General features: G+C 72.4%; 15 protein-coding genes. 11 read left to right on the forward strand and 4 right to left on the reverse strand.

All coding sequences use genetic code 11. From position 1 onward, the window contains the following. Positions 1-12 precede the first annotated feature (12 nt). From NH339_RS06445 to NH339_RS06475, 7 genes are all read left to right on the forward strand, one after another. Positions 13-822, forward strand: a complete 810-nt coding sequence (locus NH339_RS06445; RefSeq protein ID WP_253023641.1) for an enoyl-CoA hydratase-related protein — start codon at positions 13-15, stop codon at positions 820-822. After that, complete coding sequence (locus NH339_RS06450; RefSeq protein WP_253023643.1) at positions 822-2,057, forward strand: acyl-CoA dehydrogenase family protein; 1,236 nt, start codon at positions 822-824, stop codon at positions 2,055-2,057. Before NH339_RS06445 ends, NH339_RS06450 begins: the two co-directional genes overlap by 1 nt. Next, positions 2,054-2,833 carry an SDR family oxidoreductase gene (locus NH339_RS06455; protein WP_253023645.1) on the forward strand — a complete coding sequence of 260 codons (780 nt, stop codon included), beginning with the start codon at positions 2,054-2,056 and terminating at the stop codon, positions 2,831-2,833. The genes NH339_RS06450 and NH339_RS06455 overlap by 4 nt, the downstream gene beginning before the upstream one ends. A 1-nt stretch (position 2,834) precedes the next feature. After that, on the forward strand, positions 2,835-3,908 hold the full coding sequence (locus tag NH339_RS06460) for a phosphotransferase (RefSeq protein WP_253023647.1): 1,074 nt from the start codon (positions 2,835-2,837) through the stop codon (positions 3,906-3,908). Positions 3,909-3,942: 34 nt separating this feature from the next. Continuing rightward, positions 3,943-4,899 carry a cyclase family protein gene (locus tag NH339_RS06465; RefSeq protein WP_253023649.1) on the forward strand — a complete coding sequence of 319 codons (957 nt, stop codon included), beginning with the start codon at positions 3,943-3,945 and terminating at the stop codon, positions 4,897-4,899. Next, positions 4,896-5,204: a putative quinol monooxygenase gene (locus NH339_RS06470; protein WP_253023651.1), complete on the forward strand. Its 309-nt coding sequence runs from the start codon at positions 4,896-4,898 to the stop codon at positions 5,202-5,204. Before NH339_RS06465 ends, NH339_RS06470 begins: the two co-directional genes overlap by 4 nt. Before the next feature lie 67 nt (positions 5,205-5,271). After that, positions 5,272-5,943 (forward strand): TetR/AcrR family transcriptional regulator, encoded by a 672-nt coding sequence (locus NH339_RS06475; RefSeq protein ID WP_253023653.1) that lies wholly within the window; start codon positions 5,272-5,274, stop codon positions 5,941-5,943. A gap of 1 nt (position 5,944) precedes the next feature. On the opposite strand, the gene NH339_RS06480 is transcribed toward NH339_RS06475, so the two are convergent. Together NH339_RS06480 and NH339_RS06485 are read right to left on the reverse strand one after the other, a co-directional pair. Beyond that, on the reverse strand, positions 5,945-6,946 hold the full coding sequence (locus NH339_RS06480) for an NADP-dependent oxidoreductase (protein WP_253023655.1): 1,002 nt from the start codon (positions 6,944-6,946) through the stop codon (positions 5,945-5,947). Beyond that, the gene (locus NH339_RS06485; RefSeq protein ID WP_253023657.1) at positions 6,943-7,437 is read right to left on the reverse strand and encodes a MaoC family dehydratase; all 495 of its coding nucleotides are present in this window, start codon (positions 7,435-7,437) and stop codon (positions 6,943-6,945) included. The genes NH339_RS06480 and NH339_RS06485 overlap by 4 nt, the downstream gene beginning before the upstream one ends. Positions 7,438-7,597: 160 nt before the next feature. Here NH339_RS06485 and NH339_RS06490 point away from each other — a divergent pair, with 160 nt between their 5' ends. Next, positions 7,598-8,557, forward strand: a complete 960-nt coding sequence (locus tag NH339_RS06490) for a phosphotriesterase (RefSeq protein WP_253023659.1) — start codon at positions 7,598-7,600, stop codon at positions 8,555-8,557. A 181-nt stretch (positions 8,558-8,738) separates the two neighbouring features. Here the strand turns inward: NH339_RS06490 and NH339_RS06495 are convergent, their stop codons facing one another. Next, on the reverse strand, positions 8,739-9,191 hold the full coding sequence (locus tag NH339_RS06495) for a C40 family peptidase (protein ID WP_067854014.1): 453 nt from the start codon (positions 9,189-9,191) through the stop codon (positions 8,739-8,741). Positions 9,192-9,645: 454 nt separating this feature from the next. On the opposite strand from NH339_RS06495, the gene NH339_RS06500 reads away from it, so the two are divergent. From NH339_RS06500 to NH339_RS06510, 3 genes are all read left to right on the forward strand, one after another. Beyond that, the gene (locus NH339_RS06500) at positions 9,646-10,860 is read left to right on the forward strand and encodes a diguanylate cyclase (protein WP_253023661.1); all 1,215 of its coding nucleotides are present in this window, start codon (positions 9,646-9,648) and stop codon (positions 10,858-10,860) included. Next, positions 10,857-11,195, forward strand: coding sequence for a DUF1801 domain-containing protein (locus NH339_RS06505; protein WP_253023662.1), 339 nt, complete (start codon positions 10,857-10,859; stop codon positions 11,193-11,195). Before NH339_RS06500 ends, NH339_RS06505 begins: the two co-directional genes overlap by 4 nt. A gap of 106 nt (positions 11,196-11,301) precedes the next feature. Next, a complete protein-coding gene (locus NH339_RS06510) occupies positions 11,302-12,657 on the forward strand; it encodes a hemolysin family protein (protein ID WP_253023663.1) in 1,356 nt (451 codons plus the stop codon). 16 nt (positions 12,658-12,673) lie between these two features. On the opposite strand, the gene NH339_RS06515 is transcribed toward NH339_RS06510, so the two are convergent. After that, a partial coding sequence (locus tag NH339_RS06515; protein ID WP_253023664.1) for a helix-turn-helix transcriptional regulator occupies positions 12,674-14,782 on the reverse strand: 2,109 nt, incomplete at its 5' end.

The following is a 14,782-nucleotide window of genomic DNA, read 5'->3' on the forward strand; positions in this document are numbered from 1 at the left end:
AGGATGACGACCATGACGGACCGGCCCGCAGCCCAGCGCGAGGAGCTCGTGCTCGCGGAGCGCCACGGCGGCGTCCTGCTGCTGACGCTGCACCGCCCCGAGCGGCTCAACGCGTGGACGAACGCCCTGGAGGACGCCTACTACGGCACCCTGCTCGAGGCCGACGCCGACCCCGACGTCCGCGCGATCGTGGTCACGGGCGCCGGTCGTGGCTTCTGCGCCGGCGCCGACATGGACGACCTCGCCGGGGTGGGCGAGGCCACCGACGAGCAGATCGACCGTCCGCACCCGCGGCACCTGCCGCTCACGCTGCGGACCCCCCTGGTCGCCGCCGTGAACGGTGCCGCCGCCGGGCTCGGGATGGTCGAGGCGCTCTACGCCGACGTACGGTTCGCCTCGCCCCGAGCCGTCTTCCTCACCGCCTTCGCCCAGCGCGGGCTGGTGGCCGAGTACGGCATGGCCTGGCTGCTGCCGCGGCTCGTCGGGCACGGCCGGGCGAGCGACCTGCTGCTCTCCGGACGGCGGGTCGACGGCGAGGAGGCCGCCCGCATCGGCCTCGTCGAGCACCTCGTGCCCGCCGACGAGCTCGTCGAGCGCGCCGTCGCCTACGCCCAGGGCCTCGCGGCGTCCTGCTCCCCGTGGTCGATGGCCACGATCAAGACCCAGCTGCTGCTCGACGCCGAGCGCGGCTTCGCCGAGTCGGTGCGGTCGGCCGACACCCTGATGCGCGAGTCCTTCCGGGGCTCCGACGTCGCCGAGGGTGTCGCCAGCTTCACCGAGCGGCGCCCCCCGGTGTTCGCACCGCTGACGAAGGAGATCTGATGGAGTTCGCACCGAGCCAGAGGTCCGTGGAGTACCAGGAGAAGCTCCTGGAGTTCATGGACGACTACATCTACCCCGCCGAGTCCATCTACGCGGCGCAGATGGCGGAGTCGGGCAACCCGAACTTCCACCCGCCGATCCTGGAGGAGCTCAAGACCGAGGCGCGCAAGCGCGGCCTCTGGAACCTCTTCCACCCGCACGAGCGCGAGGACTGGGGCTCGCCCGGTCTGAGCAACCTCGACTACGCGCCGCTCGCCGAGATCACCGGCCGCAGCCCCTACATCGCTCCCGAGGCCATCAACTGCAACGCCCCCGACACCGGCAACATGGAGGTGCTCGAGCTCTTCGGCACCGAGGAGCACAAGGAGAGGTGGCTCAAGCCGCTGCTCGCCGGCGAGATCAACTCGGCCTTCTGCATGACCGAGCCCGAGGTCGCCAGCTCCGACGCCACGAACGTGCAGCTGCGGATGGACGCCGACGGCGACGAGTACGTGCTCAACGGACGCAAGTGGTTCGCCTCGAACGCGCTGCACGCGAACTGCAAGGTGCTCATCGTCATGGGCAAGACGAATGTCGACGCCGCGACCCACCGTCAGCAGTCGATGATGGTCGTCCCGCTCGACACCCCCGGCATCACGATCGTCCGCGGTCTGCCGGTCTTCGGCTACATGGACCGCGAGGGCCACGCCGAGATCCTGTTCGAGGACGTGCGGGTGCCCAAGACGGCGCTGCTGGCGGGCGAGGGCGACGGCTTCATGATCAGCCAGGCCCGCCTCGGGCCCGGCCGCATCCACCACTGCATGCGCTCCATCGGCATGGCCGAGCGTGCGCTCGACCTCATGATCCAGCGGGCGCAGAGCCGCGTCACCTTCGGCGAGCCGGTCGCGAACCGCTCCAACATCCAGGACTGGATCGCCGAGGCGCGCATCGAGATCGAGATGATCCGTCTGCTGACGCTCAAGACCGCGTGGCTGATGGACACGGTCGGCAACCAGAAGGCGCGCGTGGAGATCGCAGCCATCAAGGTCGCGGCGCCGCAGGTGGCGCTGAAGATCATCGACCGGGCCATCCAGGTGCACGGTGGCGGCGGGATCACCGACGACTTCCCGCTCGCCAGCTTCTACGCCCACCAGCGCACGCTGCGCCTGGCCGACGGCCCCGACGAGGTGCACAAGCGCACGCTCGCGCAGGTCGAGCTGCGGCGCATCGACGCGGACTGGAACAAGAAGAAGTGACCGGCTCGCTCGACGGGCGCACCGCGATCGTCACCGGGGCGTCCCGCGGCATCGGCCTCGCCGCCGCCGCGGCCCTGCACGACGCGGGCGCGAACGTCGTGCTCACGGCGCGGACGGAGGAGGCGGCCGCCGAGGCCGCCGCCTCCGTCGGCCCGCGGGCGATGGGCGTCGGCGCGCACGTGACCGACGAGGACCTCGCGCGCGCCTGCGTCGACCGCACGGTGGAACGCTTCGGCAGCGTCGACGTGCTCGTGAACAACGCGGGCACGAACCCGGCCTACGGGCCCGTGCTGCGGCAGGACCACGGACGGTTCGCCAAGACGCTCGACGTCAACCTCTGGGGCCCGATCCTCTGGTCGCGGCTCGTGGTCGACGCCTGGATGGGCGAGCACGGCGGGTCGATCGTCAACACCGCCTCCATCGGTGGGCTGTCGGTCGGCCCCGACCTGGGCGTCTACCACGTGTCGAAGGCGGCGCTGATCCACCTGACCAAGCAGCTCGCGATCGAGCTGGGCCCCACCATCCGGGTCAACGCCGTCGCGCCGGGCGTGGTGCGCACGCGCCTCGCGGAGGCGCTCTGGAAGGAGCACGAGGCCGCCGTCGACGAGCGCACCCCGCTCGGGCGCATCGGCGAGCCCGCCGACGTCGGCGCGTCCATCGCGTTCCTCGCGTCGCCCTCCGCGTCGTGGATCACCGGCGAGACCCTGGTCATCGACGGCGGCCAGATGATCGGCGCGGGCGCGGCCCTCGACCGGCTCGCGGCCCAGGGCGGCTGACGTGACCACGACCGACCCCCGCCAGGCCACGGACGCCCCGGCCCTGGACCTCGCGGTGCTGGCTGGGTTGCTCCGTGCCGACGGCCTCGAGGTGGACGGCGTGCTCGGTGCCGTCCGTGTCGGCCGCGGGCAGTCCAACCTGACCTACCTGGTGTCCGACGAGGGCGGGCACCGGTGGATCGTGCGCCGTCCGCCACGGGGCGAGCTGCTCGCGTCGGCGCACGACGTGCTGCGCGAGCACCGGATCCTCGCGGCGCTGGGCGACACGTCCGTCCCGGTCCCGCGGGTGCTCGGCCGCTACGTCGACCCGACGCTCGCCGAGACGCCGGTCGTCGTGATGGAGCACGTCGACGGCCTCGTGGTCGACCGCGAGGAGACCGCCCACGAGCTCGACACGTCGCTGCGCGCGGCCATCGGACCGTCGCTCGCCCGGACGCTCGCTGCCGTGCACGAGGTCGACGTCGACGAGGTGGGCCTCGGTGACCTCGCCTCGCGGGCGCCCTACGCGCAGCGCCAGCTGAAGCGATGGTCGCGCCAGTGGGAGGCCTCGCGCACGCGGGACCTGCCGCGCCTGGACGCGATGACCGAGCTGCTGCGTCGGCGGGCCCCGGAACCGTCGTCCCACGACGGCCGCACGGTCGCGCTCGTGCACGGCGACTTCCACCTGCGCAACGTCATCCTCGACCCGGACCTCGGCGACGTGCGTGCCGTGCTCGACTGGGAGCTCAGCACGCTCGGCGACCCGCTCGCCGACATCGGCAGCCTGCTCGCCTACTGGCCCGAGGAGGGCGACGGGCCGACGCTGATGTTCGCGGCGTCGGCACGGCCGGGCTTCGCCACCCGCGAGCAGCTGGCCACCACCTACCTGGAGGCGTCGGGCCGCGACCGCGCCGACCTCGACTACTGGCACGCGCTGGGGCTCTGGAAGATCGCCGTCATCGCCGAGGGCGTCCTGCGTCGGGCGCTCGACGACCCGCGCAACGCCGCCGACGGCGGGCCACCGGCCCCCGAGGCGATCGAGCAGCTCGTGGAGCGCGCCTGGGCGGTCGCCGAGACCGCCGGGCTCGACCGTTGACCACCACCGACCCGCACGCACCGAAGGAGCAGACATGACCGAGACGCCGTACGTGGGCGACTTCCTGAAGGACTCGCCCAGGAACTGGGGCAAGTGGGGGCCGGACGACGAGGTCGGCTCGCTGAACTACCTGACGAGAGCCGAGGTGCTGCGCGGCGTGGCCGAGGTCCGCTCCGGGGAGGTGTTCACCCTGCAGGTGCGCATGGGCGACCCGGCGGGCGACCCGGTGTGGCCCGGCCGTGAGGGCATCCAGCGCTCCAACGTGATGGACGAGGGCTTCTTCCAGCGCGGCGAGGGTGTGGAGACGCCCGGCGGCGCGCACTACTCCGACGACGTCGCGACGATGTACCTGCAGGCGTCGACGCAGTACGACTCCCTCGGCCACGTCTGGTACGACGGGCAGATCTGGAACGGCTACGACGCCACCACCACCGACGGCGCGATGCAGAAGGCGTCGGTGCTGCCGATCGCCGAGCGCGGCGTGGTCGGGCGCGGCGTGCTGCTCGACGTGGCCCGGCACCGCGGCAAGGCCGCGCTCGACAAGGGCGAGACGTTCACCCACGAGGACCTGCTCGACGTCGCCCGCGCGCAGGGCTGCACGATCGAGAAGCACGACGTGCTGGTCGTCCGCACCGGCTTCATCGGCTCGTTCTACCGTCAGTCCGCCGAGGAGTTCTACGACGGCTTCCTCGAGCCCGGCCTGACCTACAGCCCGGAGCTCGTGCAGTGGTTCCAGGACATGGAGATCCCGAACCTCGTCACCGACACCATCGCCAACGAGGTCACGGTGGAGCCGTCGTCGGGCGTGACCCTGCCGCTGCACAGCGCGCTCATGCGCAACCTCGGGGTGGCGTTCACCGAGATCGCGTGGCTCGAGGACCTCGCGGCAGCGTGCGCCGCCGACGAGCGCTGGACCTTCCTCTACACCGCCGCGCCGCTCAAGATCGTGAGCGGCACCGGCGCCCCCGTGAACCCGGTCGTCGTGCGATGAGCGCGCTCGACGTCGTGGCGACCCTCGAGGCCCAGGAGGGTCGCGGCGACGAGCTCGTCGCCGTGCTGCGGGCCTCGCTCGCGACGGTCCGGGTCGAGGACGGGTGCCTGCGCTACGACCTGCACCGGGTCAGGCGCCGGCCCGACGAGGTGGTCATGGTGGAACGTTGGGCGTCGGTCGACGCGCTGAAGGCGCACGGCGCCGCCGAGCACTTCCAGCGGACCTCGGCCCAGCTCGCCGACCTGCTCGCCGCGCCGCCGGTGGTGCGGGTGCTCGAGGCGGTCGACGTCGCGGACGGCGCATGAGCGAGGAGGCGGCCCGGCTCGGCCGGGCCGCCTTGCACCTCGGACCCTCGTTCGTTAGAACAGCACCATGACCGACAGATCCGCGGCGGAGCGCCTCGACGAGGTGCCGGCCCTCGCGGACACCTCGGGCATGAAGGAGCCGCCCACCACGGCACGTGGTGTGCGCACCCGTGCCGCCCTGGTGGCCGCCGCCCGCACCGTCTTCGAGCGCGACGGGTTCCTGGCGTCGCGGCTCACCGACATCACCGCCGAGGCGAAGTGCTCCATCGGCACCTTCTACACCTACTTCACCTCCAAGGAGGAGGTGTTCACGGCCGTGCTCGAGGCGGCCCAGGACGACATGCTGCACCCGGGGATGCCCCGCGTCGACGACGCCGACGACCCGGTCGCCGTGATCGAGGCCAGCAACCGCGCCTACTTCGAGACGTACAAGCGCAACGGTCGGCTGATGCGGCTCCAGGAGCAGGTGGCGACGATCGACGAGGACTTCCGTCGGCGCCGGCTCGAACGCGGCGAGGCGTTCGCCCGGCGCAACGCGAAGAGCATCGAGAAGCTCCAGCAGGACGGTCGCGTCGACGCCACCCTCGACCCGATGATGACCTCGCGCGCCCTCTCGGGCATGGTGAGCCGGCTGGCCTACTCGAGCTTCGCGCTGGGTGAGGACTGGCCCGTCGACGACCTCGTCGAGACGTCGACCCGGCTGTGGGCCAACGCCCTCGGACTCACGACTCCCCGCTGAGTCAGAGCTCGAGCACCAGCTTGCCGGTGTTCCCGCCGTCGAACAGCATGAGCAGCGTGTCCCCGAAGGCGTCCACGCCGCCGCGCACCACGGTCTCGCGCGCCACGAGCGAGCCGTCACGCAGCCGAGCCGAGAGGTCGGCGATCGCCTCGGGATAGCGGTCCTCGTAGTCGAAGACCACGAAGCCGGTCATCGAGGCCCGGTTGACGAGCAGCGACATGTAGTGCGCCGGGCCGGGGGCCGGCTCCGTGGCGTTGTACGTGGAGATCGCGCCGCAGAGCGCGATGCGCGCGCCGCGACGCAACGTGCGCAGCGCGCTGTCGAGCACCTCGCCGCCGACGTTGTCGAAGTAGACGTCGACGCCACCCGGCGCGACGGCGCGCACGGCGCGGTGCACGGCTCCCTCGCGGTAGTCGATCGCGGCGTCGAACCCCAGCTCCTCGGTGAGCCAGCGCGTCTTCTCCGGGCCGCCGGCGACGCCGATCACACGGCAGCCGTGCGCCTTGGCGAGCTGGCCGACCACGCTGCCGACGGCTCCGGCTGCCCCGGAGACGAGCACGGTCTCCCCGGGCTGCGCTCGGGCGACGTCGAACAGGCCGAACCAGGCCGTGAGACCGGGCATGCTGAGTGCGCCGAGCCACGTGGGAGCCGGGGCGGCGTCGAGGTCGACGGGGGAGAGGTCGCTGCCGCGCACGACGGCGTGGTCGGCCACGCCGGTGAGACCGCTGACGGCGTCGCCGACCGCGTGCTCGCGCGAGCGGGACTCCAGGACCGTGCCGACGCCGAACGCGCGCATGACCTCGCCGACGCCGACGGGCGGCACGTAGGAGCGGACGTCGTTCAACCAGCCGCGCATGGCGGGGTCGAGGGACAGGTGCGTCACGCGGACCAGCACCTCGCCGTCGCCGAGCGCGGGGAGCTCGGAGTCGACCACGTCCCAGGTGTCGGCGTCGGGCAGTCCGACGGGGCGGGCGCGCAGGCGGACCTGCCGTGCGACGGTCATCGGCCGCTGCCCCCGGGGTACTCGGTGAAGCGACCGACCGAGTGCGCGACGCAGATCGGCTTGTCCGACCCCTCGCGCTCGAACGTCTGGCGCGTGACGATGTGGGCCGACCCGCCGCCGACGTCGTCGACCGAGACGACCGTGGCGTGCATGCGGATGCGGGAGCCCACCGGGAGCGGCGCCGGGAAGCGCACCTTCTCGTAGCCGTAGTTGAGGCTGTGGGCGAACCCGTCGAAGGCCATCAGGTCCTCCATGAACCGGGGGCCGAGCGAGAGGCTGTACAGCCCGTGGGCGATGGTGCCGCCGAACGCGCTGTCGGCGGCGCGCGCCGGGTCGACGTGGATCCACTGGTGGTCGCCGGTCAGCTCCGCGAACGCGTCGACGCGCTCCTGCGTGATGTCGTGCCACGCGGTCGGGCCGAGGTCGGAACCGACGAGGTCCTGCAGCTCCTGGATCGACGTGGGACGGGGGACGGCGGGGGTCGTGGTCATGGTCGGGGTGCTCCTCGGGTCAGGTCCCCGCAGCGTAGATGAACCTGAATCCGGATTCAAGTGAGCCCGTGGCATCGGCTGCTTGACGGTGACCTGTGACCTGGGACACGCTGTACCCCAGCTTGGACCTGAACCTGAGTTCAACTCCGAAGGGACCCCGATGACCACCGTCCAGACCGTGACCGGACCGATCGACGCCAGCGAGCTGGGCCGGACGCTCGTCCACGAGCACGTATTCGTGCTGAACACCGAGTACAACCAGAACTACCAGGACGACTGGGACGAGGAGGAGCGCATCCGCGACGCCGTGGAGAAGCTCACCGAGCTCAAGGGACTCGGCATCGACTCGATCATGGACCCGACCGTGCTCGGGCTCGGACGCTACATCCCCCGCATCCAGCGCATCGCCGCCCAGGTCGACCTGCAGATCGTCGTGGCCACCGGGCTCTACACCTACAACGACGTGCCCCACCAGTTCGAGCACCGCGGGCCGGGCCTCCTGGTCGACATGCCCGAGCCGCTCACCGAGATGTTCGTGCAGGACATCCAGGAGGGCATCGCCGGCACCGGCGTGCGGGCGGGCATCCTCAAGTGCGCCATCGAGCTCGCCGGCCTCACGCCTGGCGTCGAGCGCGTCATGCGGGCCGTCGGGCAGGCTCACGTGCAGACGGGCGCCCCGATCACGGTGCACACCAACCCGGCCAACGAGTCGGGGCTCGTCGCCCAGCAGGTGCTGAAGGAGGAGGGCGTCGACCTGTCGAAGGTGATCATCGGCCACTCGGGCGACACCAACGACGTCGACTACCTCTGCCGGCTGGCCGAGGCCGGGTCGATGCTCGGCATGGACCGGTTCGGCCTCGACCTGTTCAACCCGATGCAGGAGCGCGTCGGGACGATCATCGAGCTCGTACGGCGCGGGTACGTCGAGCACGTGACCCTCGCCCACGACGCGAACTGCTTCATCGACTACTTCAGCGCCGACGCGAAGGCCCACGCCGCGCCGAACTGGCACTTCCGGCACATCAGCGAGGACGTCATCCCGGCGCTGCTCGAGGGTGGTCTGACGGAGGCCGACGTCGAGACGATCCTCGTCGACAACCCCCGCCGGCACTTCGAGTAGGTCGCCGGCCCGGGCCCGTTTGCGTGGGGCCCCACGCAGACCGGCTCGCCCCCACGTAACCGTGCGCCGGATCTGCGCGTTCGCGTGGGGCCCCACACAAGCGAGCACGGGAGAGCGGGACGCGCACGGGCCGGCGAGCGTCGAGGACGCGCACCGGCCCGGTGCGGTGCTGCGGGGCGGGTCAGCCCATGCGGCGGACCTTGTAGGAGCTGGTCCAGATGCGCTCGCGCTTGACCGACTGGCCGGTGCGCGGCGAGTGCCAGATCGTGTTGTCGCCGGCGTAGATGCCGACGTGGTAGGCGCCGTTGCCGCCGTAGAAGACGATCAGGTCGCCGACGCGCTTGCGGTACTTGGAGATCTTGATGCCCTGCTTCGCCTGCTGGCCCGCGGTGCGGCCGAGCGTGGTGACGTGGGCCTTGCGGAAGACGTAGCGGGTGTAGCCCGTGCAGTCGAAGCCCGAGCGCGACGTGCCGCCCCACTTGTAGGGCGTGCCCCGCAGGGACTTCGCGATCTTCATGACCTTCTTGTTCTCCTGCGGCGTGAGCGCTGAGGCGCTGCCGGCGGCGAGGGTGGTGCCGAAGGAGAGGGACAGCAGGAGCATGGCGACGCCGAGGGCGCGCGTGACGTGACGCATGTGGTTCCTTCACGACGCTTGCGGAACGTGACCTGTCGGGCTCGTGCTGGAAGGTGCACGCCACACGTGGTGGTAAGCCCCGAGCGCCTCGGAGGAGGCGCGGACTGCTCGGCGGTCCCGCTCCACCCTGGGTGTGTTCAGCGGATCGCACGGGAGAGGGTGGACTCAGCGCACCCGTGCGCGGGCCTCCCTTGTCTGAGGCCTCGGCGAGCATAGGTGCTCATCGGGTCGATCGGGGGCCGAACGGCGGTATCGGTGTCCTTGGAGGAACCTCCAGGAACGTCGTCCTGCCCTCTGCTCGCAGTCGAAACGAGCCGTGCAGCGAGCCCGCGTTCGGGTCCTCGGTGCGGCGAAGGTCACGGCGTCCGACGGGTCCGCAGGCGCGGTACCGGCACCTCGGACCCGGTTTCGTGAAAGGATCGACGCAGTTTCGTCGTACCGTCCAGGGGCCAGCATGCTCGACGTCGTCTCGTTGCGCGTCTCCTTCGCCGTCGTGGCGGTCACGCTGCTCGCGCTCTTCTACTTCGTGGCCTACCGGTCGACGCGGTCCGCCTACGCCGGATGGTGGTGCGTGGCCCTCGGCGCGTTCCTCGCCGGCTCCGGCCTCTACCTCCTCGACGGCACGTCGCAGCAGTGGTGGGGCAACCCGCTCGGCAACGTCTGCATCGTCGGCGGGGCCGCCTCGGTCTGGGCCGGTGCGCGCGCCGTCAGCGGCCTGCGCGTCGGCTGGCTGCTCGTCGCAGCGTCGCTGGTCGTGCTGCTGGTCGCGTCGGCGCTCGACCACCCGGGCCGCAACGACTGGTCGGGCGGCCCGTTCTTCCTCGGCCTCATGACCACGTACCTGGCGCTCGCGGCGACGGAGCTGCACCGCGCTTGGAGACGGCTGCCCGCCCCCGGCCCGCGCGCCCGCGTGTACCGACCGATCCTGCGCTCGCTCACGCTCATGTGCACCGGCGTCGCGGTCTTCTACCTGGCGCGCTTCGTCGCCTTCCTCGCAGTCGGCCAGGACGGACGGCTCTTCGACGTGTTCCTCGGCAGCCAGGTCACGACCCTCGTCACCACCGTCATGCTGGCGACCGTGTCCTTCAGCATGACGGCGCTCAGCTACGCCGACGACACGATCGACCTGCGGGCGCGCGCGACGCGTGACGGCCTGACCGGCCTGCTCAACCGTGACGAGCTGATGCAGCAGCTGTCGCAGCGCTGGCGCGCGCACCGTCGCCGCGCCGTGCACGGCGTCGTCGTGATGGCCGACCTCGACCACTTCAAGCGGGTCAACGACGTGCACGGGCACGCAGCCGGCGACTTCGCGCTGCAGATGTTCGCGGCCGCGTGCCGGTCGGCGCTCGGGCCGGGCGACCTCGCCGGCCGCGTCGGGGGCGAGGAGTTCGTGCTCTACCTCGACCAGGCCGACCTCGACGAGGCTCGCGCGGCGGTCGAGCAGGTGGGCTCGATGCTGCAGCGCGGCACGCTGCCCGACGGGACCGTCCTGCCGACGGTCAGCTACGGGCTCACCGTCGCGCGCCGCGGCGACGACCCCGACGTGGCGATCGGCCGCGCCGACCGCGCGCTCTACGTGGCCAAGAGCGAGGGTCGCGACCGGGTGGCCGTGGCCGAGGACGACGAGAGGGCCCCCGCGGACCCGCGACCGCCGACGATCGCGCCATGAGCGACTGGCGTGCCGACCGGGTGCAGCAGGTGCGCGACCTCGTGCGGGCCGCCGCGCCCGACGCGGTCGAGGAGGTCAAGTGGCGCAAGCCGTCGAACCCCGACGGGGTACCGACGTTCTCGTGCGACGGGCTGCTCTGCACCGTGGAGACCTACAAGGACAAGGTGAAGGTGACGTTCGCGCGCGGGGCGTCGCTGGAGGACCCGGCCCACGTGTTCAACGCCAGCCTCGACGCAGGAACGCGCCGGGCCGTCGACCTGCGCGAGGACGACACGCTCGACGCCGACGCGTTCACCGCGCTGGTGCGCGCGGCCGTGGCCCACAACCGCGCCTGACCGGCTGGCGGCTGCCCTCGCGGCCGCGCGTCCCTAGACTGGCCGACGTGGACCATCCTCCGAGTACCGGCCGCGACCTCCCCCCGTCCGTCGACGGGAGGTCGTGATGGACACCGGCACCCTGATCAACCTGGCCCTCGTCATGGTCTTCGTCCTCGTGGGCGGCGTGTTCGCGGCCACCGAGCTGGCCCTGGTCTCGCTGCGCGAGAGCCAGCTCGGCCAGATGGAGCGCAGCGGCTCGCGCGGTCGCAAGGTCGCCGAGCTCGCCCGTGACCCCAACACCTTCCTGGCCGCCGTCCAGATCGGCGTGACCGTCGCGGGCTTCCTGTCCGCCGCCTACGGTGCCTCGACCCTCGCACCCGACGTCGCGCCGTCGCTGGAGGCACTGGGGCTGAGCCCGGGCGCCGCGTCGAGCCTCGCCCTGGTCGGCATGACGCTGCTCATCGCCTACCTGTCGCTCGTCTTCGGCGAGCTCGTGCCCAAGCGGTTCGCGCTGCAGAAGTCGGGCACCATCGCCCTGCTGGTGGCGCCGCCGCTGTCGCGCTTCGCGACGCTCATGCGGCCGGTCATCTGGCTGCTGTCGCTGTCGACGAACGTCGTCGTGCGGCTGCTCGGCGGCAACCCGCACGCGACGAGCGAGGAGATGACCGAGGACGAGCTGCGCGACCTGGTGGGGGCGCACGAGAGCCTCGAGGAGGACGAGCGCCAGATCCTGCAGGACGTGTTCACGGCGACCGACCGGACGCTGCGCGAGGTGATGCGACCGCGGGGTGCCGTCGACTTCCTCGACGGTGGCATGAGCCTGGCCGAGGCGGCGGGCGCCGCCCTCGCCATGCCGCACTCGCGCTACCCGGTCACCCGTCGGCGCTCCAGCGACGACGTCATCGGCTTCGTGCACGTGCGCGACCTGCTGGCCGTGCCGACCGACTCCGACGCCGAGGTGGTGGCCGACATCGTGCGCGAGATCCCGGTCCTGCCGAGCACGAACCGGATCCTGCCCGCGATGGCGCAGCTGCGCAGCGAGGGCGTGCACATCGCGCTCGTGGTCGACGAGTACGGCGGGACCGACGGGATCGTCACCCTCGAGGACATCATCGAGGAGCTCGTGGGCGAGATCCGTGACGAGTACGACCTGGCCGAGAAGGCCGAGCTGCTCCACTCCCCGGAAGGCGACGACCTCGATGCCGGCATGCACCTCGACGACCTGGAGGAGCTCACCGGGCTGGAGCTGCTCCACGAGTCCGGCCACTACTCGACGGTCGCGGGCCTGGTGCTCGAGCGGCTCGGGCACATCCCGCAGGTGGGGGAGACGGTCGACATCGGTCCGTACCGGCTGACGGTGACCGCCGTCGACGGGCGCCGCATCGACCGTGTCACGCTGACGACCCGCCCGAGCGACGAGCCGTCCCCGGACGGTGCCGACGTCGAGACGGAGCAGTCGGACGACGACCAGCGCCGCTGACCCCTCCGGTCCGGGGTCAGAGGAGGTCGACGAGGCCGCGCAGCTCCGAGCGCCGGGTCACGCCCAGCTTCTTCATGGCGCGGTGCAGGTGCGACTCCACCGTGCGCACGCTCACGAACTGCTCGCGGGCGACCTCGGCGTTCGAGCGCCCTTGGAGCACCGCCATCACGACCTCGCGCTCCCGGGCGGTCAGCGACGGCCCGGTGGTCGTCCGCTCCGCCACGAGCACCGACTCGGGATGCAGGCGACGGAGCTCGGCCAGCTCCGCCGCGAGCGCACGAGCCTGAGCACCGGGCGGCGCCAGGCGGGACGCGGCGAGGGTCAGACGGTACGCCCCGACGACGGCGCCGTGCTCGAGCATCTCGGTCCGCAGGCTCGCCAGCGTCTCGGCGTCGGACGCGTCCCGCGCGACGAGGGCGCGCCCGTAGAGGGCGAGCAGCGGGCTGTCCACCTCGGCCGAGCAGCTCTCGGCGAGCTGCTGCGATCGGGGTGTGGAGCAGATGTCCCGGGCGTGGACGGCCAGGATCGCCGCGGTGCTCAGCCATCCTCGACGGCGGGCCTCCAGCGCGTGGTCCAGGAGGGTCTCCGAGGCCGCCGCGGGTCGTCCTGAGGAGCGGAGGACGGCGGTGTGCCGCCACGCGGCCGTGTCGTACGGATCGGGGCCGAGCTCGGGGCCCTCGGGCGCCCAGGTGTGGAGCGCCGAGGCGAGCGCAGGGTCGTCGTCCCACAGCGAGAGGACGGCGGCCAGCTGCGGCGTGGACACGCTGTCCTGGGCAGCGCCCTCCCAGGGGAGTGCCAGCGCCGTCTCGACGTACCGGCGGGCGAGGCCGAGCTGCCCGCCGACGAGCAGGAGCACGCCGACGCTCGAGCCGAGGTAGGCCACCTGGTCCAGCCGACCGCTGGCGACCGCGTCGTCCACGCTCTGCGTCACGACGGCGCGGGTCGTCCGCAGGTCGCCGCGGAAGGCGGTCACCAGGCCCTGCAGGCCTCGCAGTCGTGGGACGAGCCGCACGACGTCGGCGGACTCGCCGGTCAGCGTCGACGCCAGGGCGAGGTCGTCGTCGGTCGCCGCGAACCGCCCCGCTGCGAGGGCGTCGTAGAGGCGGGCCTCGCAGGCCATCGCCCGGGCCAACGGGTGGGCGCGTGGGTCGTCGGCTGGTGGGTCGTGACGGTGGGCGACCCCGGCCACGACCTCCAGGACCGCCGTGGCGGCCGCCAGCGCCAGCCGCACGTCGTCGGAGCCGTCGTCGAGCCGCGCCAGGTGCTCGAGGGTCGGCGCGAGCGCGGTCGCGTCGGACGTGACTCGTGTCGACCGCTCCGCGAGGCCGACGACCCGGGCGAGGACAGGGCCCTCCGCAGTGCCGGCGGAGGCGAGCTGGGTCGAGAGGTCGTAGGGGTCCGGCGCCGCTGCCTGGCGGACGAGCTGGGCGCGCCAGCCGAGCTCGCGCGGGACGCGTCGGACCGCGCAGTCGGGCGTCGGTCCGTCGAGCTCGACGGGCGGTACCCACATCGGCGGCGACGTGGAACGGGCCACGGCGTCGGAGGTCCGGCGGACGTGGTCGGCGAGCAGGGCCGCCACCAGGACGGCGCGGCCGTCGCCCCGTCGGACCGTCCGCACGTGCCCGAGGCTCTCCAGCCGGTCGACGGCGTCCAGCGCCGCCGGCGGCACGGTGCCGAGGGTCGAGCGCCCGGCGGTCGCGAGCGTGGTGAGCCAGTGGCAGTCGGCGGCCGGCAGCTCGCGCAGGTAGGCCTGCCAGAGTCCGTCGAGCGAGCGCGGGACGAGCGTGCCGCGCAGGTCCCACGCTCCGTCGACCTGCGTGATCGAGCCGTCGAACACGCCGTCGTCCACGAGGTGCCCGGCGATGCCGACGACGCCGCCGGACAGGGCGAACACCTCGCTCAGCAGCCTGGCGCTGACCGCCCCGCCGAGCCGTTCGCGCAGCGTCGACAGCAGCGCGGAGGGTGCGAGGCTCGGGGCGTCGACCACGACGGGCGCCCCGCTGAGGACCCGCGGGGCCTCCCTGCCCGCGAGGTCGGTGCGGTACGCGGCCGCCACGACGAGACCGCGTCGCTCCAGGTGGCGCAGGACCGCGACGGACTGGGCGTCGAGGTGGTCGGCGTCGTC

Source organism: Aeromicrobium sp. CnD17-E (genome assembly GCF_024124745.1).
In the GTDB taxonomy this organism is placed as follows: domain Bacteria; phylum Actinomycetota; class Actinomycetes; order Propionibacteriales; family Nocardioidaceae; genus Aeromicrobium.